The organism is Janthinobacterium sp. TB1-E2, assembly GCF_036885605.1.
In the GTDB taxonomy this organism is placed as follows: domain Bacteria; phylum Pseudomonadota; class Gammaproteobacteria; order Burkholderiales; family Burkholderiaceae_D; genus Janthinobacterium; species Janthinobacterium aestuarii.
This window is the reverse complement of the sequence record NZ_CP142523.1, coordinates 3,306,674-3,325,063: the sequence shown is the minus strand read 5'-3', so window position 1 is coordinate 3,325,063 and position 18,390 is coordinate 3,306,674. Positions and strand designations below refer to the sequence as shown.

General features: G+C 60.5%; 14 protein-coding genes and 3 tRNA genes. 7 read left to right on the top strand and 10 right to left on the bottom strand.

Going from position 1 to position 18,390, the window contains the following annotated elements:
- Positions 1–23: 23 nt before the first annotated feature.
- The 7 genes from OPV09_RS14755 to tig all read right to left on the bottom strand — a co-directional run bounded on the left by OPV09_RS14755 (position 24) and on the right by tig (position 6,996).
- Positions 24–100, bottom strand: a tRNA-Asp gene (locus OPV09_RS14755).
- Between the two features lie 16 nt (positions 101–116).
- Positions 117–193: transfer RNA gene (locus OPV09_RS14750), tRNA-Asp, on the bottom strand.
- A gap of 125 nt (positions 194–318) precedes the next feature.
- Positions 319–591, bottom strand: a complete 273-nt coding sequence (locus OPV09_RS14745) for an HU family DNA-binding protein (protein WP_010398442.1) — start codon at positions 589–591, stop codon at positions 319–321.
- 204 nt (positions 592–795) lie between these two features.
- Positions 796–3,207, bottom strand: coding sequence for an endopeptidase La (gene lon, locus OPV09_RS14740; RefSeq protein WP_034751007.1), 2,412 nt, complete (start codon positions 3,205–3,207; stop codon positions 796–798).
- A 276-nt stretch (positions 3,208–3,483) separates the two neighbouring features.
- Complete coding sequence (gene clpX / locus OPV09_RS14735; RefSeq protein ID WP_034751010.1) at positions 3,484–4,752, bottom strand: ATP-dependent Clp protease ATP-binding subunit ClpX; 1,269 nt, start codon at positions 4,750–4,752, stop codon at positions 3,484–3,486.
- A 200-nt stretch (positions 4,753–4,952) separates the two neighbouring features.
- On the bottom strand, positions 4,953–5,570 hold the full coding sequence (clpP, locus tag OPV09_RS14730; RefSeq protein ID WP_374106865.1) for an ATP-dependent Clp endopeptidase proteolytic subunit ClpP: 618 nt from the start codon (positions 5,568–5,570) through the stop codon (positions 4,953–4,955).
- 85 nt (positions 5,571–5,655) lie between these two features.
- Positions 5,656–6,996, bottom strand: a complete 1,341-nt coding sequence (gene tig, locus OPV09_RS14725; RefSeq protein WP_034751396.1) for a trigger factor — start codon at positions 6,994–6,996, stop codon at positions 5,656–5,658.
- A gap of 600 nt (positions 6,997–7,596) precedes the next feature.
- Between tig and OPV09_RS14720 the strand changes: the two genes are divergently transcribed.
- Positions 7,597–7,779 carry a hypothetical protein gene (locus tag OPV09_RS14720; RefSeq protein ID WP_034751016.1) on the top strand — a complete coding sequence of 61 codons (183 nt, stop codon included), beginning with the start codon at positions 7,597–7,599 and terminating at the stop codon, positions 7,777–7,779.
- Positions 7,742–9,301, top strand: a complete 1,560-nt coding sequence (locus tag OPV09_RS14715; RefSeq protein WP_338678589.1) for a hypothetical protein — start codon at positions 7,742–7,744, stop codon at positions 9,299–9,301. The genes OPV09_RS14720 and OPV09_RS14715 overlap by 38 nt, the downstream gene beginning before the upstream one ends.
- Positions 9,302–9,360: 59 nt before the next feature.
- Here OPV09_RS14715 and OPV09_RS14710 read toward each other — a convergent pair.
- From OPV09_RS14710 to OPV09_RS14700, 3 genes are all read right to left on the bottom strand, one after another.
- Positions 9,361–9,443 (bottom strand) — tRNA-Leu (locus OPV09_RS14710).
- A gap of 173 nt (positions 9,444–9,616) precedes the next feature.
- Entirely contained in the window at positions 9,617–12,715 is a 3,099-nt protein-coding gene (locus OPV09_RS14705; RefSeq protein ID WP_070301861.1) for an efflux RND transporter permease subunit, read from the bottom strand.
- Positions 12,712–13,875, bottom strand: a complete 1,164-nt coding sequence (locus tag OPV09_RS14700) for an efflux RND transporter periplasmic adaptor subunit (RefSeq protein ID WP_080698541.1) — start codon at positions 13,873–13,875, stop codon at positions 12,712–12,714. The genes OPV09_RS14705 and OPV09_RS14700 overlap by 4 nt, the downstream gene beginning before the upstream one ends.
- A gap of 288 nt (positions 13,876–14,163) precedes the next feature.
- Here OPV09_RS14700 and hpnC point away from each other — a divergent pair, with 288 nt between their 5' ends.
- The 5 genes from hpnC (at position 14,164) to OPV09_RS14675 (ending at position 18,388) form a co-directional block, all read left to right on the top strand.
- Entirely contained in the window at positions 14,164–15,045 is an 882-nt protein-coding gene (gene hpnC / locus OPV09_RS14695; RefSeq protein ID WP_338678588.1) for a squalene synthase HpnC, read from the top strand.
- Positions 15,046–15,091: 46 nt separating this feature from the next.
- Positions 15,092–15,925 (top strand): presqualene diphosphate synthase HpnD, encoded by an 834-nt coding sequence (hpnD, locus tag OPV09_RS14690; RefSeq protein WP_139092815.1) that lies wholly within the window; start codon positions 15,092–15,094, stop codon positions 15,923–15,925.
- The gene (hpnE, locus tag OPV09_RS14685; RefSeq protein WP_338678587.1) at positions 15,918–17,291 is read left to right on the top strand and encodes a hydroxysqualene dehydroxylase HpnE; all 1,374 of its coding nucleotides are present in this window, start codon (positions 15,918–15,920) and stop codon (positions 17,289–17,291) included. The genes hpnD and hpnE overlap by 8 nt, the downstream gene beginning before the upstream one ends.
- Positions 17,292–17,415: 124 nt before the next feature.
- On the top strand, positions 17,416–17,571 hold the full coding sequence (locus OPV09_RS14680) for a hypothetical protein (protein WP_161781480.1): 156 nt from the start codon (positions 17,416–17,418) through the stop codon (positions 17,569–17,571).
- A 28-nt stretch (positions 17,572–17,599) separates the two neighbouring features.
- A complete protein-coding gene (locus OPV09_RS14675) occupies positions 17,600–18,388 on the top strand; it encodes a DUF1700 domain-containing protein (protein ID WP_338678586.1) in 789 nt (262 codons plus the stop codon).
- The last annotated feature ends 2 nt before the right edge of the window (positions 18,389–18,390 follow it).

The window sequence follows — 18,390 nt, the reverse complement described above, 5'->3', positions numbered from 1 at the left end:
CAGCAGCGCGGGCTTCTATATTCTGGCGGAGCGGACGGGACTCGAACCCGCGACCCCCGACGTGACAGGCCGGTATTCTAACCAACTGAACTACCACTCCTTAAGAGCGTATTTTTTGGCGGAGCGGACGGGACTCGAACCCGCGACCTCCGACGTGACAGGCCGGCATTCTAACCAACTGAACTACCACTCCGAAAAATACACAGTACTACTTGCATTTGTATTCAGGGTTGCGATTCGCAGAACTTCAACCCTGAAATCGCGGCACCCGGAGGCGCCGCCAAATGTTTCCGGTGATTGTCACCTCACCGAAGTCCGTTAGTTTACAGCATCCTTCAAAGCTTTACCAGCTTTAAATTTTGGAACTTTTGCAGCTTCGATCGTGATCGCTTCTTTGGTACGCGGATTGCGGCCGGTACGCTCAGCGCGTTCGCTGACCGAGAAAGTGCCAAAACCAACCAGCGTCACGCTGTCGTTGTTTTTCAAAGTTTCCGTCACGCCGCCGATAACAGCGTCGAGTGCGCGCGCAGCGGCGGCTTTGGAAATGTCAGCTTTTTCAGCAATGTGGTCGATCAATTCAGTCTTGTTCACTAGCATCCCCAATTACAAAGGTATAAAACGTTTACCGTATCGTTGCGGCACTTTTGGCACCACAGCTGTCCGGCGAAAAAAATGTGCAGGCGTATTAAACAAGCCACACTGTATATGTGTCAAGCGCTTTGGGGGCGCAATTCACGTTTCAATATAAAACAAGCGCTCTAAAAGCGCTTGTTTGGGGAAAACAGGGGTAAAACGTTAGTGTTTTACTACCTCGCCGGCCGCGTCAGGCTTGGCCGCGGCGGCCGTGACAGCCTCCACCGCAGCGACGTCCGCCAACGCTTCAGGCATGCGTTCGAGGGCGATTTCCAGCACTTTGTCGATCCAGCGCACCGGTACGATCTCGAGCTTGTTCTTGACGTTGTCCGGAATGTCGGCCAGGTCTTTCACGTTCTGCTCGGGAATCAGGACCGTCTTGATGCCGCCGCGATGAGCCGCCAGCAGTTTTTCTTTCAGGCCGCCGATCGGCAATACTTCGCCGCGCAAGGTGATCTCGCCCGTCATCGCCACGTCGGCGCGCACGGGGATGCCCGTGAAGACCGATACCATCGCCACCGTCATGGCCGCGCCAGCCGAAGGACCATCCTTCGGTGTCGCGCCTTCCGGCACGTGGATGTGGATGTCGCTCTTCTCGAACACGTCCGCCTTGATGCCCAGGCGCTGTGCCCGGCTGCGCACCACCGTGCGGGCCGCCTCGATCGACTCCTTCATGACGTCGCCCAAGGTACCCGTGCGGATGATGCCGCCCTTGCCCGGCATCGACACGGCTTCGATGGTCAGCAGATCGCCGCCCACTTCCGTCCATGCGAGACCGACCACCTGGCCCACCTGGTTTTCTTTCTCTGCGACACCGAAATCATAGCGGCGCACGCCGAGGAACTTGTCCAGATTCTTCGAGTTGACGATGACTTTCTTGTCGGATTTCTTCAGCAGCAGCATCTTGACCACCTTGCGGCAGATCTTCGACACTTCACGCTCGAGCGAACGCACACCGGCTTCCCGCGTGTAGTAGCGGATGATGTCGCGCAAGGCCGACTCGGCCACCGAGATTTCCTCTTCCTTCAAGCCATTGTTCTTGATCTGCTTCGGCAGCAGATAACGTTGCGCGATGCTGGTCTTTTCGTCTTCCGTGTAACCGGACAGACGGATCACTTCCATGCGGTCAAGCAAGGCTGGCGGAATGTTGTACGAGTTCGACGTGGCCACGAACATCACGTCGGACAAGTCGAAATCGACTTCGATGTAATGGTCGGAGAACGTGTGGTTCTGTTCCGGATCGAGCACTTCCAGCAGGGCCGACGATGGATCGCCACGGAAATCGGCACCCATCTTGTCGACTTCATCGAGCAGGAACAAAGGATTGCGCACGCCGACTTTCGACAGCGATTGCAGGATCTTGCCCGGCATCGAGCCGATGTAGGTGCGGCGGTGGCCGCGGATCTCGGCTTCGTCGCGCACGCCGCCCAGGGCCATGCGCACGAACTTGCGGTTCGTCGCGCGGGCGATGGACTGGCCCAGCGAGGTTTTACCGACGCCAGGAGGACCGACGAAGCACAGGATCGGGGCTTTGAGCTTGTCGACGCGCTGTTGCACCGCGAGGTATTCCAGGATGCGTTCCTTGACCTTGTCGAGGCCGTAGTGGTCGCCTTCGAGCACTTTTTCCGCATTCGACAGATCGTTATTGACCTTGGATTTCTTTTTCCATGGCAAGTTGACGAGGGTGTCGATGTAGTTGCGCACGACGGTGGCTTCGGCCGACATCGGCGACATCAGCTTGAGTTTTTTCAGCTCGTTGGTGGCCTTGTCGAGCGCTTCCTTCGGCATTTTTGCAGAAGCGACTTTTTTCTCCAGCTCGTCGAGGTCGGCGCCATCTTCGCCCTCGCCCAGTTCTTTCTGGATTGCCTTGACTTGCTCGTTCAGGTAGTACTCGCGCTGCGATTTTTCCATCTGGCGCTTCACGCGGCCGCGGATACGCTTTTCCACCTGCAGGATGTCGAGCTCGCCTTCGAGCTGGCCCAACAGGTGCTCGAGGCGCTTGGCCACGCTGAAAATTTCCAGGATGACTTGTTTTTGCTCAAGTTTCAGTGGCAAATGCGCGGCCACCGTGTCGGCCAGGCGGCCGGCATCGTCGATGCCCGACAACGATGCCAGGATTTCCGGCGGGATCTTTTTGTTCAGTTTAACGTACTGGTCGAACTGCTGCACGATCGCGCGGCGCATGGCTTCGACTTCCGACTCGTCGCCCGGCTCGGACTCGAGCGGCGTCAGGTCGGCGATGAAGTGCGTCGGCGCATCGCTGATATGGTTGATACGGGCACGCTGCGCGCCTTCGACCAGCACCTTGACGGTACCATCGGGCAGCTTCAGCATTTGCAGAATATTGGCGACGCAGCCAATTTCATAGATATCCGAAGGAGAAGGCTCGTCCTTCGCGGCTGCTTTTTGAGCGGCAAGCATGATGCTCTTGCCCTGCTCCATCGCAGCTTCCAGCGCCTTGATCGACTTTGGACGGCCAACGAACAGCGGTATCACCATATGCGGGAAAACGACGACATCCCGCAACGGCAATAACGGCAGTTGAGTTTGCTCAGTTAATTTGGAAGTTGTCATGGCGTACCTTATAGAAAGCGTGTTTACGATGTTGGCGCTCGCTGCCAAAACACAAGACCGGCGAGAATAAATAATTCTGTGAAACAAACATTTTTCTGTCTATTTCGCAAAACACACCCGCATGACGGTAATAAATGCAGTTTTCACAGTAAAAAAGCCACGCGCAGCTAAGCGCCGCGAGTGGCTTTCCGATTGAAGCCTGCACTCATTGATTTAAATTGTACTGCCATGCATTAAGGAATCAAAACCCTTTTTATGCATTTGTCTCAGCAGTAATCAATTTTCTCCGGAGGCCTTGGCAGTCTCTTGATAAATCAACAAAGGTTTGGCGCCACTGGTGATGGTATTTTCGTCGATGACGACCTTCACCACATTTTGTTCGCTCGGCAGTTCGTACATGACGTCCAGCAAAGCATGTTCCAGGATGGAACGCAGGCCACGGGCACCGGTCTTGCGCGCCAGTGCTTTCTTGGCGATCGCATGCAGGGCGGCCGGACGAATCTCCAGTTCCGCGCCTTCCATGTCGAGCAGCTTCGAATACTGCTTGATCAGCGCATTCTTCGGCTCGACGAGGATCTGGATAAGCGCCTCTTCCGTCAATTCCGCCAGGGTGGCGATGACGGGCAGACGGCCGACCAGTTCCGGGATCAGGCCGAACTTGACCAGGTCTTCCGGTTCCGCTTGCAGCATCAGTTCGCTGGCCGAGCTTTGCGACTTGCTGCGCACCGTGGCCGAGAAGCCGATGCCGCTCTTTTCGGAGCGGTTGGCGATCACTTTCGACAGGCCGTCAAAGGCGCCGCCGCAGATGAACATGATGTTGGTCGTGTCGATCTGCACGAAATCCTGGTTCGGGTGCTTGCGGCCGCCTTGTGGCGGCACGGACGCCATCGTGCCTTCGATCAATTTCAACAGCGCCTGCTGCACGCCCTCGCCCGACACGTCGCGCGTGATGGACGGATTGTCGGACTTGCGCGAAATCTTGTCGATCTCATCGATGTAGACGATGCCGCGCTGGGCTTTCTCGACGTCGTAGTTGCAGCTTTGCAGCAGCTTCTGGATGATGTTTTCCACGTCCTCGCCCACATAACCGGCTTCGGTCAGGGTGGTGGCATCGGCGATCACGAACGGCACGTTGAGCATGCGCGCCAGGGTCTGTGCCAGCAGGGTCTTGCCCGAGCCGGTAGGACCGACCAGCAAGATGTTGCTCTTGGCCAGTTCGATGTCGTCTTTCTTGCCCAGGTGCTTGAGGCGCTTGTAATGGTTGTACACCGCCACCGACAGGATGCGCTTGGCAGTCTGCTGGCCGATCACGTACTGATCGAGCAAGGCGGCAATTTCTTGCGGCGTCGGCAGGTCGGATTTGGTACCGGTCACCGTCTCGATGCTCGACGTTTCATCACGGATGATGTCGTTGCACAGGTCGATGCACTCGTCGCAAATGAACACGGACGGGCCGGCGATGAGTTTCTTCACCTCGTGCTGGCTTTTGCCGCAGAACGAGCAATACAGTAATTTTTCGCCGCTAGAGGATTTTTTGTCTGACATAAGGCATTTTGGTTGGAACTGCATTAACAATATTGCAAAATCGCAAGCCGGATGATGGTTGCCGCCCGCAAAGGCGGCTATCCATGGCGCAAGTCAACAACGTGCACAAGCTCCATGCTACCCGAAATAAAAGCGAAACGCCCGAACGTTTGATCGCCCGGGCGTTTACTTACGTACTTAGCAATACCGGTAGGGGCTCATCAAGCGCGGCTGGTCAACACTTTGTCGATCAAACCATACTCAACGGCCTCGTCGGCGGACATGAAACGGTCGCGGTCGGTGTCCTTGGCGATCTGTTCGATCGACTGGCCCGTGCGCTCGGCCATGATGCCGTTCAAGCGGGTGCGCAGGTAAAGGATTTCCTTCGCCTGGATCTCGATATCGGACGCCATGCCTTGCGAACCACCGGACGGCTGGTGAATCATGATGCGCGAGTTCGGCAGCGAGAAACGCTTGCCCTTGGCGCCAGCGGCCAGCAGGAAAGCGCCCATCGATGCGGCCATGCCCGTGCACAGGGTCGAGACGTCCGGCTTGATGAACTGCATGGTGTCGTAGATGGCCATGCCGGCCGAGACCGAACCACCTGGCGAGTTGATGTAGAGCGAGATTTCCTTTTCCGGATTTTCGCTTTCCAGGAACAGCAGCTGGGCGACAACCAGGTTGGCCATCTGGTCATTGACCGGGCCGACCATGAAAATCAAGCGTTCCTTCAGCAGGCGCGAGTAAATATCATACGAGCGCTCGCCGCGACCGCTTTGTTCCACCACCATCGGCACCAGGCCGAGCATCTCTGTGTCCAGCGCCGGATTACGGTTCATACCTGTCATTTCATTTCCTTGTGAAGCAGTTAGGGGATACCGCCCTCGCCTTTCGGCAAGAGCCGGCATCCCAATACCAACTGGTTTACGCTTGTGCGTTGCTTCCCATCAGTTCGTCGAAAGCAACTGCTTTCGTCGTGACTTTCGACAGGCCCAACACGTAAGTGACGACGTTTTCTTCCAATACAAGGGCTTCGATCTCACCCAGACGACGACGGTCGCTGTAGTAGTACTTCAGCACTTCGCGTGGATCTTCGTAGCTTTGGGCGAAATCTTCGATTTGCGCTTTGACTTGCTCAGGCGTTGCCTGCAGGTTGTTGTCGCCCACCAGTTGCGACAGGATCAGGCCCAGGCGTACGCGACGCTCGGCTTTTTCTGCGAACAGTTCAGCTGGGAAAGGCACGTCCTTGACGTTCATGCCGCGCTGCGCCATGTCTTGACGGGTCATTTCGGCCAGGCGTTCGGAATCCTGAGCGATCAGCGTTTTTGGCACTTCCAGCTCAGCAACTTTGATCAGCGCGTCCATGACGGCTTCCTTGTTGCGTGCTTTCACGCGGCCAGCGACTTCGCGTTGCAGGTTGACTTTGATGTCTTCGCGCATTTTGGCCAGGTCGCCATCGGCAACGCCCAGGGACTTGGCGAATTCCGCATCGACTTCCGGCAGGTGCGCCCATTCCAGCTTTTGCAAGGTGATGGTGAACGATGCGGTTTTGCCGGCAACGTCTTTACCATGGTAGTCCTCTGGGAACGACAATGGGAACGTCTTGGCTTCGCCAACTTTCAGGCCCAGGGTCGCTGCTTCGAATTCTGGCAGCATGCGGCCTTCGCCCAGCACGAAAGCGTAGCCTTCAGCTTTGCCGCCTGGGAATTCAACGCCGTCGATCGAGCCGACGAAGTCGACGGTCACGCGGTCGCCGTTGGCAGCGACAGCTTCGCCGCCGTCGCCGTGTTCGCCAGCTTCGCCCTTGGTGTGGAAGTGCACGCGCTGCTTGCGCAGGATGTCGATGGTCTTGTCGATTTCGGCTTCCGACACGTCGGCTTGCACGGTTTCGATTTCAACGGCCGTCAGGTCGCCGATGGCGACTTCCGGATACACTTCGAACGTTGCGTCGAAAGCCAGCTGGCCTTCGGCTGCTTCTTCTTTCGGCACGATGTTCGGGAAACCGGCCACGCGCAGATTGTTTTCGTTGGCGGCGTCGTTGAACGCACGGCCGACTTTGTCATTCAGCACTTCCGATTCAATTTGGTAGCCGTATTGTGCTGCGACCATTTTCAACGGCACTTTGCCCGGACGGAAGCCCGGTGCCTTAGCCGTACGGGCTTGCACTTTCAGGCGCTTCTCAACTTCCGTGCGGACGTCCGTCAGCGGGAAGGAGATCGTGATACGACGTTCGAGTTTGCCCAAGGTTTCGACTGCAGTTGCCATGTAAAAAATCGTCCAAAAAATAAACACTGTTGGTGCGAGAAAAGAAGACCCGACCCCTTGCGCCATCACTGGCGGCAAGACATGGGTCCAGCTTCACTCGCTCGCATATTCATCTGTAAAAGTACTGAAAACAGGACGATGGACCTGGTCTACCCGGCTGAGGGAAAACCCGCACCAGGCACCAAACAATCCGCCGCTTCCAGTACTGCGACAGGGCTCCGAGCGTCCAGCCATGCGTCTAAGTATATGCAGGGCCGGCCATCATTCGGTAAAGCGTGGCATTATAACAAAGGACTTCGGGAAAGTGGCTGGCTTTGCAGCCCGGCCACAGAGGATACCAGCGGCGGCGAACGAGTCGCCACAGCCTGGGGGTGCCCTGTCTTTACTCTTGCCCCGGCATTCTTTATTTCGCCAGAGACAGGCTTTCCAGCCTGCTTCGTTCATTAGTATATGCGAACTGGCGCCCCGTCCGAAACAAAGAAATGCGCTCACAGCGAAGATTTCGGGCAAAAAACCTTTGATTTACCTCAATTTGGCCATTTTTCAGGCAAACCTAAGCCGCGCACGCCCTCTCCAAGTGAATTTAATGGAGAAAACATCATGAGCGATAGCACATCCGGCAGTTCCAGCAACGCCAAAGCCAAGCTGCAAATGGTCCTCAGCCGCCTGCTCGACGGCGTATCCGATGACGACCTGCAAAAAATCCAGACGGAAGTCGATGAAATGGAATTGCGCATGCGCGGCGATGGCCACCACGACCACGACCACCCCACCGTCGCCTGACCCGGCAGTGGCTGCGCTTACCGTGCGCGCCGCGCCACCGGATGTGGACGTGCTGGCCGCCGTGGAAACGGCGCTGGCGGCCCACCGCGCCTTTGGCGACAGCGGCTATATCCGCGACCAGCTGGCCATCGCCTACCGGCGGCGCCTGCACAAACTGGGCAGCACCCTGCCCGAGGCCGCGCGGCTGGCCAGCCTGCTCGATGCGGCGCCGCTGGCGCGCCAGCGCCAGCTGCTGGGCGACACGGTGCTGCGCTGCGCCGTCCAGCACGCCATGCGCCAGTTGCACCTCGGTGACGAGTACGGCTTGCCGTTGCCGCAATGCGCGGCGCTGTTTCAGGCGGCCTGCGCACACCTGGACGCGGGCCTGCCCGGCGGCCCGCTGACGGCGCACCTGCCCGACATGGCGCGTCTGTACGGCGAGCCTCCACAGCAGGACAACGGCACTTACCTATGGCATGCCTGGCAGGAAGATACGCCGTATGCGCGCGCCTTCCTTGCCGTGATGGACGATAACTACGGCGCGCCACTGGCCACGCCCACGCCGCAGGAACGGGCCCTGCTGCGCCGCGGGCTAGGCTTGCTGGAAACCTTGCTGCCCCGCCTGACGGCCAGCGCGCTTTCTCACGTCCAATTGGTCGCCCTGTTTCCCAAGCTGGGCACGTGGCGCGGCAAGGCGTCCAGCTCGCAATTTCGCGTCAACGGCAGCGTGTTCCTGAACCAGGAACTGATCGGCAATCCCTGGTGGCTGGCCGAGCACTTGCTGCACGAGTCGCTGCACCAGAAACTGTACGACTTCCGCCACGGCCACAGCCTGCTGGCGCCCGACTATGCGCGCGAGGATGGCGCCAAGGTCTGCTCGCTGTGGAATGCCCCCGATGATGAGGGCAATCACTATTGGGATGCCCACCGCACCCTGGCCGCCTTTCATGTGTATGTCCACCTGGCTTTGCTGTGCCTGCTGGCCGAGCAACAGGAGGCGGTACTGTCACCCCAGTACGGCCCCATAGGCCAGCACATGAGCGGCAGCCGGCGCGCCATCGACCGCGCCCGCTACCTGGGCGAACAGTTGCAAAGCACCACCTGGCCGGAACTGGGACTGGCCGGGCGGCAGATGACGCACTGGCTGCTCGATGTGCTCGACGCCCTTGACACGCAACGGCGGCCAGGCGGCGCCACCGTGCATTTGCTGCTCGACCTGTACGAGCGCCAGAGCCGCAAGCTCGACACTTATCTGGCGCAGCAGCCGCCACCGCGCAGCGACACGCTGGCCGCGCAGGCGCGGCAAGAACTGGCGATGACGCGCGAGGCGCTGCACCTGCTGGACAAGGAACTGCCGCCCTCAACGCAGGCGCACGAGCACGACTGGCCGCAGGCACGGCAACGCGTCTTGCAGGCGCTGTGGCCGCTGACTGAAGATGATCATTTAATGGAAAGGAATGGCTACCCGCAGGCGCAGGCAGTGATTGCGAAGATGGTGCAACAGTCGAGCCGGCAGCTGGGCGCGCTGGGCGCACTCGCTTAATTGACTACTTTGGAGAAAATCTTGATGGCGCTGCACATCCGGGCTGGAACAACCCGGATTGGTGCGGATGGGGAGACTCGAACTCCCAAGCCGAAGCACTGGCTTCTAAGACCAGCGTGTCTACCAATTCCACCACATCCGCATTTGGTACTACTTTGTGCTACTTGTTGCAGCCTGCTCCTGATTTTAACAACTCGGGAGCGATCTGGCTACCGCAGACTAAACGAGCAAGCCCTCGGTAAAGCAAAGGCGGCATTCTACTGGATTTCCCAGAGGAATGCCGCCTTTTTTATGCCAGCGCCCTGGCGCTGGCGCCTAGCCTTCTTTTGCGCTCACCGGCTCGGGCCTCTTGACCCGGAACCAGGCCGCATACAGGGCCGGCAGGAACAGTAAAGTCAAGGCCGTCGCCAGGATCAGGCCGCCCATGATGGCCACGGCCATTGGCCCCCAGAACACGGAGCGCGACAGCGGGATCATGGCCAGCGCCGCGGCGGCGGCCGTCAGCACGATGGGGCGGCAGCGGCGCACGGCCGAATCGATGATGGCGTCCCACGGGGCGGAGCCATCCTTGATGTCTTGCTCGATCTGGTCGACGAGGATCACCGAGTTGCGGATGATCATGCCGAACAGCGCGATGATGCCCAGATTGGCCACGAAACCAAGTGGCCGGCCCAGCGCCAGCAAGGCAAAGGCGGCGCCCGCCACACCCAGCGGCCCCGTCAGGAAGACCAGCAGGGAACGCGAGAAACTGTGCAGCTGCAACATCAGCAAGGTGAAGATGATGAAGATGGCCAGCGGCAGGTTCGCCGAGATCGACGCTTCCGCCTCGCCGCTGTCGGCCGCCACGCCTTTCACCACGATGCGGTAGCCGGACGGCAACTTGGCGCGCAAGGCGTCCAGCTGCGGCGCCAGCTGCGTCGACACGGTCGCGCCCTGGATGCCATCGATCACGTCCGACTGCACGGTGATGGCCCATGCGCGCTTGTCGCGCCAGACGACACCCGGCTCCCACACGAAATGCGCACGGGCCAGCTGCGAAATGGGCACGGACTTGCCCGTCGCCGTCGGGATATTCGTGTCATTCAACACGGAAATCGTCGCCCGCTCTTCCAGAGGCTGGCGCACCTGGATGTCGATCAGCTTGTTGTCCTCGCGGAACTGGCCGATGACGGTGCCCGACAGGATCGTATTGGCCGCCTGCATCACCGTTTTCGAGGTGACGCCCAGCGCGCGCATCTTGTCCTGGTCCAGGTCCAGGCGCAGCACTTTCACCGATTCATTCCAGTTGTCATTCACGCCCAAGGTGTTCGGATTGGCGCGCATGATGTCCTTGACCTGGTCGGCGATGGCCCGCACACCCGCCACTTCCGGCCCCATGACGCGGAATTGCACGGGATACGGCACCGGCGGCCCATTCGGCAACAGCTTGACCCGGCCCCGCACTTCCGGGAAGTCCTTCTTGAAGACGTCGACGATTTGCTGGCGCAAGCGTTCACGGTCGGCCAGGCTCTTCGGCAAGACCACCACTTGCGACACATTGGTCTGCGGGAATATCTGGTCCAGCGGCAAATAGAAGCGGGGGCTGCCCGTACCGACATAGCTGGTCACGCTTTCCACGCCATCGAGCTTGCCCACAAACGCTTCGAACTTCTTCACCTGCTTTTCATTCGCGGCAAACGTCGTGCCCTCGGGCGACCACAGTTCCACCATCAGTTCGGGACGGCTGGAATCGGGGAAGAATTGCTTTTCGATAAAGTTAAAGCCGTAAATACCGAGCGCAAAGATGGCCAGGGTGGCGGCAATCGTCGTCTTGCGCCATTCCACGCACCAGGTGACGGCGCGGCGGAAGCGGCGGAAGTTTGGCGTGTCGAACAATTCATGGTCGTTATGCGCGTGCGGTTTGACTTTCAGCAAGATGTAGCCGATGTACGGCGTAAACACCACGGCCACCACCCACGAAATGATCAAGGCCAGCGCATTGACGGAGAACAAGGAAAACGTGTATTCGCCGGCGGCCGACTTGGCCAGGCCGATGGGCAAGAAGCCCGCCACCGTGATCAGCGTGCCCGTCAGCATGGGCATGGCCGTCGACGTGTAGGCGAACGTGGCCGCGTCGAAACGCGACATGCCCTCCTCCATCTTGCGCACCATCATCTCGACGGCGATGATGGCGTCGTCGACCAGCAAGCCCAGCGCGATGATCAGGGCGCCCAGCGAAATCTTGTGCAAGTCGATGTCGAGCAGGCGCATGAACAGGAAGGTGACGGCCAGCACCAGCGGGATGGTCAGCGCCACCACCAGGCCCGGCCGCACGTCGATGCGCAGCGGCTTCGTATGCAAGCCCAGCGCAACGAAGCTGACGGCCAGCACGATCAGAATGGCTTCGATCAGGGTATGCACGAATTCGCCCACGGAGGCGGACACGGCTTCCGGCTGGTTCGACACGCGCTGCAATTCTATGCCGACAGGCAATTCGCTCTTCATGCGCGTGACCGTTGCCTGCAAGGCCTTGCCCATGTCGATGATGTTGCCGCCCTTTTCCATCGATACGCCCAGGCCGATCACTTCCTTGCCATTGAAACGCATCTTGTCCTTCGGCGGATCGACGAATTCGCGTTTCACCGTGGCAAAGTCGCCGAGGCGGAAGGTGGTACCGTTGGCGCGCAGTTCCAGGTTTTCCAGGTCCTTGACGGTCACCATGGCGCCCGTCACGCGTACTTGCAGATTATCGGTCGGCGTCACCAGCACGCCCGTGGCGTTGATGCTGTTTTGCGCGGACAGTTGCTGCACGATGGCGTCGAAAGGAATGCCCAGCTGGGCAAATTTCTTGTGCGAGAAGATGATATTGATCTTTTCATCCTGCACGCCGAACAGTTCCACCTTCGATACCTGCCCCACGGCCAGCAGCTCCTGGCGCACCTTGTCCGCGTAATCCTTCATTTCCGCGTAGGTAAAACCGTCGCCGGACAGGGCGAAGATGGAGCCGTACGTGTCGCCGAACTCGTCATTGAAGAACGGGCCCACGACGCCGGACGGCAACGTGCCCTGGATGTCGCCGATCTTCTTGCGCACCTGGTACCAGGCGGCCGCCGTTTCCTTGGGCGGCGCCGATTCGCGCAATTCCAGCAGGATCAAGGTTTCGCCCGGCTTCGAATAACTGGTGATCTCGTCGATGTACGGCGTTTCCTGCAGTTTCTTTTCCAGCTTGTCCGTCACCTGCTCGGCCATTTGCAGGGCCGTGGCGCCGGGCCAGTACGCTTGCAAGACCATGGCGCGGAAGGTGAACGGCGGATCTTCATCCTGGCCCAGGCTGGCATAGCTGAGCATGCCGCCGATCAGCAGCACGGCCATCAGGTAGCGCGTCAGCGGGATGTGTTCGAGCGCCCAGCGCGACAGATTGAAGCCGCCCTTCATTTGGCCGCACCCACGGTGACGGCGGCAGCGGCGGCAGCCGGCTTGCTGGCCACGTCGGCGCCGAGGATAGTCACTTTCTGGCCCGGCTTGAGCAGGTTGACGCCGGCCGTGACCACCGTCTGGCCCGCTTTCACGCCCGACGCCAGCAGCAACTCATTGCCCGCCACGCCGCCCACCGTCACGGGCACGAGCTTCACGGCGCCGTTTTCCACCACCCACACGGAACTTTGCGATTTTTCATTGAACAGGGCCGTCAACGGCACCTTGATCTGCGGCGTGGCCGTCTGCGAGGCGAACTGCACCACGGCCGTCATGCCCAGGCGCACTTGCGGCGCGTCCGGGATGCTGACCTTGGCAATATAGGTGCGCGTGGCGGCATCGGCCACGGGCGACACTTCGCGGATCTTGCCCGGCAGCGCCTGCTTCGGATCGGCCCACAGGCGCACAACCACATCCTTGACGCCGCGCAAAGTCTCGACCTTGTCTTCCGGAATGCCGATCACGACTTCCTTCTCGCCGCTCCTGGCCACTTGCACGACGGGCGCGCCGGGCGCCACCACCTGCCCCACTTCAGCCTCGATGCGCGTGACGACGCCATCGACGTCGGCCAGCAGGCTGGCATAGCCGGACTGGTTGGCCTGGCCACGGTACAGGGCCTGGGCCGCTTCCACGTTCGCCTGGGCCGCCTTGTAGGTGGCATCCTTGCCATCAAGCACGGCCTGGCTGACGAAATTTTTCTCGCGCAAATCCTGGTAGCGTTTCAATTCCGCGCGCGCCAGGTCGCGGCTCGTTTCCGCACTGACCAGCGAAGCCTTGGCCTGCGCCTGCGACAGCTGCAAGTCGACGGGATCGAGCTGCATCAGCACTTGCCCCTTCTTGACGCTGGCGCCCACGTCGACCTTGCGCGCGACGATCTTGCCGCCCACGCGGAAACCCAGCTGCGACACGACGCGGGGCACGACCTCGCCCGACAGCTCGGCACTGACGTCAACATTACTGCTAGACAACACGATCGCGCGCACGGGGCGCACGTCTTCCACTTTGACAGCAGGCTTGGAACAGGCCGCCAGAGTCAGCGCGAGGGCCGCGGCGGCAGTCAGCCGCAGGGCAGGAAGTGCGGATGCGCCGGTCTCGCGGCGCAGGGTTTTCAGGGCAAACAAGGTATTTTCCTTTACTATGCGGGCTGCAATATTTTTATGCGGAGAAACTTTTTGCCTGCCCTTTGGGCCAAGACAAACTTTTTCGCACGCGATATCCTTAAATTTGTGACAATATCAGCTTGGTCGTGACGGGGAGTATTCTTCGCCTACTGACTTTCTGGTTATTAATTATAATCGTGCGTAAAAGTTTTTAGTGACTTTTGCGTCATTAATCTTGAGACGTACAACGTCCGGCCACACTCGAGCATTTGGGGTGCCGGACAAACGCAAGACTAGAGAAGTGTGTTCATGCCTGTAGACCATTACGAAAATTTTCCTGTTGCATCATTTTTACTGCCGCGCCGCCTGGTGCCCGCCGTCGAAGCCATCTATGCCTTCGCCCGCAGCGCCGACGACCTGGCCGATGAAGGCGACGCCACGCCGGCCGAACGCCTCGTGGCCCTGCACGCCTACGAAGAAGCGCTGGGCCGCATCGACCGCCAGGAAGTCCATGCCGGCGAGAACGCCGCCATGTTCGAACGCCTGGCCGCCGTCATTGCCAAACACCAGCTGCCGCTGAAGCCGTTTTACGATCTGTTGTCCGCCTTCAAGCAGGATGTGGAAACGACGCGCTACGCGAGCTACGACGACCTGCTCGATTACTGCGCCCGCTCCGCCAACCCCGTGGGGCTGCTGATGCTGCACCTGTACGGTGCGGCCGATGAACAGAATGTACGCGATTCCGATGCCATATGTTCAGCTTTGCAACTAATTAATTTCTTGCAAGACGTCGCCATCGACCAGCAAAAAGAGCGCATCTACCTGCCGATGGAAGACTTGAGCCGCTTTGCCGTCTCCGCCGCCGCCTTCGAGCGGCCCGAGGCGCACGGCAAGTGGAGCGCCCTGATGCGCTTCGAAGTGACCCGCGCGCGCGCGCTGATGCTGTCCGGCGCGCCGCTGGCCCTGCGTTTGCGCGGGCGCATCGGCTGGGAACTGCGCCTGGTGGTGCAAGGGGGCTTGCGCATTCTCGAGTGCATCGAAGCCGTCAATTACGACGTGTTCCGGCGCCGTCCCAAGCTGGAGAAACGCGACTGGCTGATCATTTTCTGGCGCGCCCTGCGCATGTCGCGCAAAAGCTTGCATCAAGAGACACAAGTAAAAACGGCTTTTCCCCCGTCGCCCACTCTGTAAGACGATAGAATAGCGGCTTCGATCTGCAACCCTTGCTCTTTTGACTATGTCTCCCGACGAATACTGCCAACAAAAGGCCGCCCAGAGCGGCTCCAGCTTCTACTACAGCTTCCTGTTCCTGCCGGCCGAGCGCCGCAAGGCCATCACGGCCCTGTACGCCTTCTGCCGCGAAGTCGATGATACGGTCGACGAATGCACGGACGAAGCCGTGGCACGCACCAAGCTGGTCTGGTGGCGCAAGGAAGTCAAGGCCATGTACGAGGGCAACCCCACGCATCCCGTGATGCGCGCGCTGCAGCCGCACCTGGATATCTATAAACTGGAAGAAAAACATTTGCAGGCCATCATTGACGGCATGGAAATGGACTTGAACCAGACCCGCTACCTCGATTACCAGGCCATGAGCCGCTATTGCTGGCACGTGGCCAGCGTGGTCGGTATCTTGTCGGCCAGCATCTTCGGTGCGACCCGCCCGGAAACCCTGCTGTACGCGGAAAAGCTCGGTCATGCCTTCCAGCTGACCAACATCATCCGCGACGTGGGCGAAGATGCGCGCAAGGGGCGCATCTATTTGCCGATCAGCGAATTGCAGCAATTCAATGTCACGGCGGCCGACCTGCTGAACGCGCGCCACAGCGAAAACTTTGAAAACCTCATGCGTTTCCAGGTGGCGCGCGCGCAAAAGGCCTACGACGAGGCGTTCGCGCTCTTGCCAGCCGAGGACCGCCGCGCCCAGCGCCCGGGGCTGATCATGGCCGCCATCTACCGCACCCTGCTCAATGAAGTCGAGCGCGACGGCTACCACGTGCTGAAACAGCGCATCTCGCTCACGCCGATCCGCAAACTGTGGCTGGCCTGGAAGACCTGGGTTCGTGGCTGACAAGGCCGTGAAGCAACGCTACGCCGTCATCGGCGCCGGCTGGGCCGGCTGCGCGGCAGCCATGGAACTGGCGCGCGCCGGTCATTCGGTGACCGTGTTCGAGGCGGCGCGCACCCTGGGCGGCCGCGCGCGCCGGGTCGAGAGAGAAAATACAACGCTCGACAACGGCCAGCACATCCTGCTGGGCGCGTACACGGAAACCTTACGCCTGATCAAGCTGGCGGGGCAAGACCCTGCTGCACTGATCCTCACCCTGCCCCTGCAGATGCGCTATCCGGCGGACTCGGGCGGCATGGATTTCATCGCGCCGCGCCTGCCCGCGCCGCTGCACCTGGCGTGGGCCCTGCTGCGCGCGAAGGGATTATTGCGCGCCGACAAGCTGGCCCTGATGCGTTTTTCCACGGCCATGCGCTGGATGGGCTGGCAGCTATACAACGATTGCACGGTCAGCGAACTGCTGCAGCGCTTCGACCAGACGGAGCGCCTGAACCGGCTGATGTGGCATCCGCTATGCCTGGCCGCACTCAACACGCCGCCCGAGCGCGCCTCGGCCCGCGTCTTCATCAACGTGCTGCGCGACAGCCTGGGCGCATCGCGCCGCCGCGCATCCGACATGCTGATCCCGAAAGCGGATTTGAGTACCCTGTTGCCCGACGCGGCCGCCCGCTATGTGGAACGGCATGGCGGCACAGTGCGTACGGGCGCCAAGGTCGACGCGTTGCAGGCGCTGGCCGATGGTTGCTGGCAGCTCGATGAGACCGGCACTTACGACGGTGTCATCGTCGCCACCTCATCCGTGCAGGCGGCCAGCCTGCTGCAAGGCTTGCAGGACGCACGCCTCGACGAGGCTATCGGCCGCATGCAAGCTTTCACGCCGGAAGCCATCAGCACCTGCTACCTGCAATACGACGCCTCGGTGCGCCTGGACTTGCCGTTCTATGCCCTCGTCGATACGCCGGAGCAGCAGCACTGGGGCCAGTTCGTCTTCGACCGGGGCCAGCTCGACAGCAAGCAGGCTGGCTTGCTGGCCGTCGTCGTCAGCGCGTCAAGCGCTGCCGCCGAGCAAGGCCACGGCCCGCTGGCGCAAGCGATCGCGGCGCAGCTGGCGCAGGTGCTGCAGCGCCCGGAGCTGGCGCAACCCGTTTGGACCCAGCTGATCACGGAAAAGCGCGCCACCTTTGCCTGCACGCCGGAGCTTGCCCGTCCCGGCAACGCCAGCGGCGTGCCGGGCTTGCTGCTGGCTGGCGACTACACGGCCAATGATGACCGGACGCAAGATTATCCGGCCACCATCGAGGCGGCCGTGCGCAGCGGCGTGGCGGCGGCCAAAGCCGTCACCACGGGCAAGGCGGCAAAACAGCCTTGACGGTGCATCCTGCCCTGGTGTCGCTCGCCCCCGCGAAATTGCAGTCTGTCGCACCGCGCTGGTGCGCTCGCGTGCGCTTGGGTACAGTCTGATCATCGACAACGTCCATGCCACGGGGAATACCATGCATACCACCTTGCACTTGAAAAACAGCTTGAAAGCCGTGGCGCTGCTCGCTTGTGTGGCACTGGCCACCTTGATCGTTGTCAGCGTACAGCAGGCATCCCATGCGCCATTGCTGCTGAGCCAGGCAAGCATGCTGCTGCCGGCAATGGGCTGAAGCGGCTAAGCGGACTGACAGGAAGAATATGATGAACAAGCAAGATTATCTCGACGCACTGCGGCGCGCGCTGGAAGGCTTGCCACCGGACCTGGTGGCCAAGACCCTCGATTATTACGAGCAGACCTTCATCGAAGGCGCTGCGGCCGGCCGCAGCGAGCAGGAAATCGCCGACGACCTGGGCGACCCGAAAAAGATCGCCCTCACCTTGCGCAGCAGCACCCACCGCCAGGCGTTTGAGCAAAAGAAGACCCCCGTCAACCTGCTGCGCCTGCTCGTCTCGCTCGTGGGCCTGGCCATCTTCAACCTGTTCATGGTCGTGCCTGCCGCCGTGTACGCGGCCCTGCTGGCCGCCCTGTATGCCGCCGGCCTGAGCTTTTACCTGGCCGGCATCGCCATCACGGCCAGCGGCTTGTCCGGCGCCAACGAACTGGTGCTCGACGGCCCGCTGCGCCACGTCTTCATCCATGACGATGACGGCGGCGAAGGCGGCGAACGGCGCGAAACGCGCATCACCATCGGCGACACGGGCATCGAAGTCGATCACCTGCCCGGCCCCGTCAAAGCGGAGTCCGAGCCTCAGGCGCCGGGCGCGTCATCGCGCGTGATGGAGCGGGCCGAAGCGCTGGCCGGCGGCGGCATCCGCATCTCCACGGACATGGACCGCGATGCGCGCACCACGCAAACCGTCTTCGGCGTGGGCATGCTGCTCGGCGGCATCGCCATCTTCCTGCTCAGTCTCGTGGTCACGCGCTATACCTTGATCGGTATCAAACGCTATGTCGCCATGAATGTTTCCCTGCTCAAAGGTCACTAGAA

Coding starts and splice junctions, on each gene's coding strand:
- lon (WP_034751007.1), bottom strand. CDS start 3,207: ATGACAACTTCCAAATTAACTGAGCAAACTCAACTGCCGTTATTGCCG.
- clpX (WP_034751010.1), bottom strand. CDS start 4,752: ATGTCAGACAAAAAATCCTCTAGCGGCGAAAAATTACTGTATTGCTCG.
- clpP (WP_374106865.1), bottom strand. CDS start 5,570: ATGAACCGTAATCCGGCGCTGGACACAGAGATGCTCGGCCTGGTGCCG.
- tig (WP_034751396.1), bottom strand. CDS start 6,996: ATGGCAACTGCAGTCGAAACCTTGGGCAAACTCGAACGTCGTATCACG.
- OPV09_RS14720 (WP_034751016.1), top strand. CDS start 7,597: ATGAGCGATAGCACATCCGGCAGTTCCAGCAACGCCAAAGCCAAGCTG.
- OPV09_RS14715 (WP_338678589.1), top strand. CDS start 7,742: ATGGCCACCACGACCACGACCACCCCACCGTCGCCTGACCCGGCAGTG.
- OPV09_RS14705 (WP_070301861.1), bottom strand. CDS start 12,715: ATGAAGGGCGGCTTCAATCTGTCGCGCTGGGCGCTCGAACACATCCCG.
- hpnC (WP_338678588.1), top strand. CDS start 14,164: ATGCCTGTAGACCATTACGAAAATTTTCCTGTTGCATCATTTTTACTG.
- hpnD (WP_139092815.1), top strand. CDS start 15,092: ATGTCTCCCGACGAATACTGCCAACAAAAGGCCGCCCAGAGCGGCTCC.
- OPV09_RS14680 (WP_161781480.1), top strand. CDS start 17,416: ATGCATACCACCTTGCACTTGAAAAACAGCTTGAAAGCCGTGGCGCTG.
- OPV09_RS14675 (WP_338678586.1), top strand. CDS start 17,600: ATGATGAACAAGCAAGATTATCTCGACGCACTGCGGCGCGCGCTGGAA.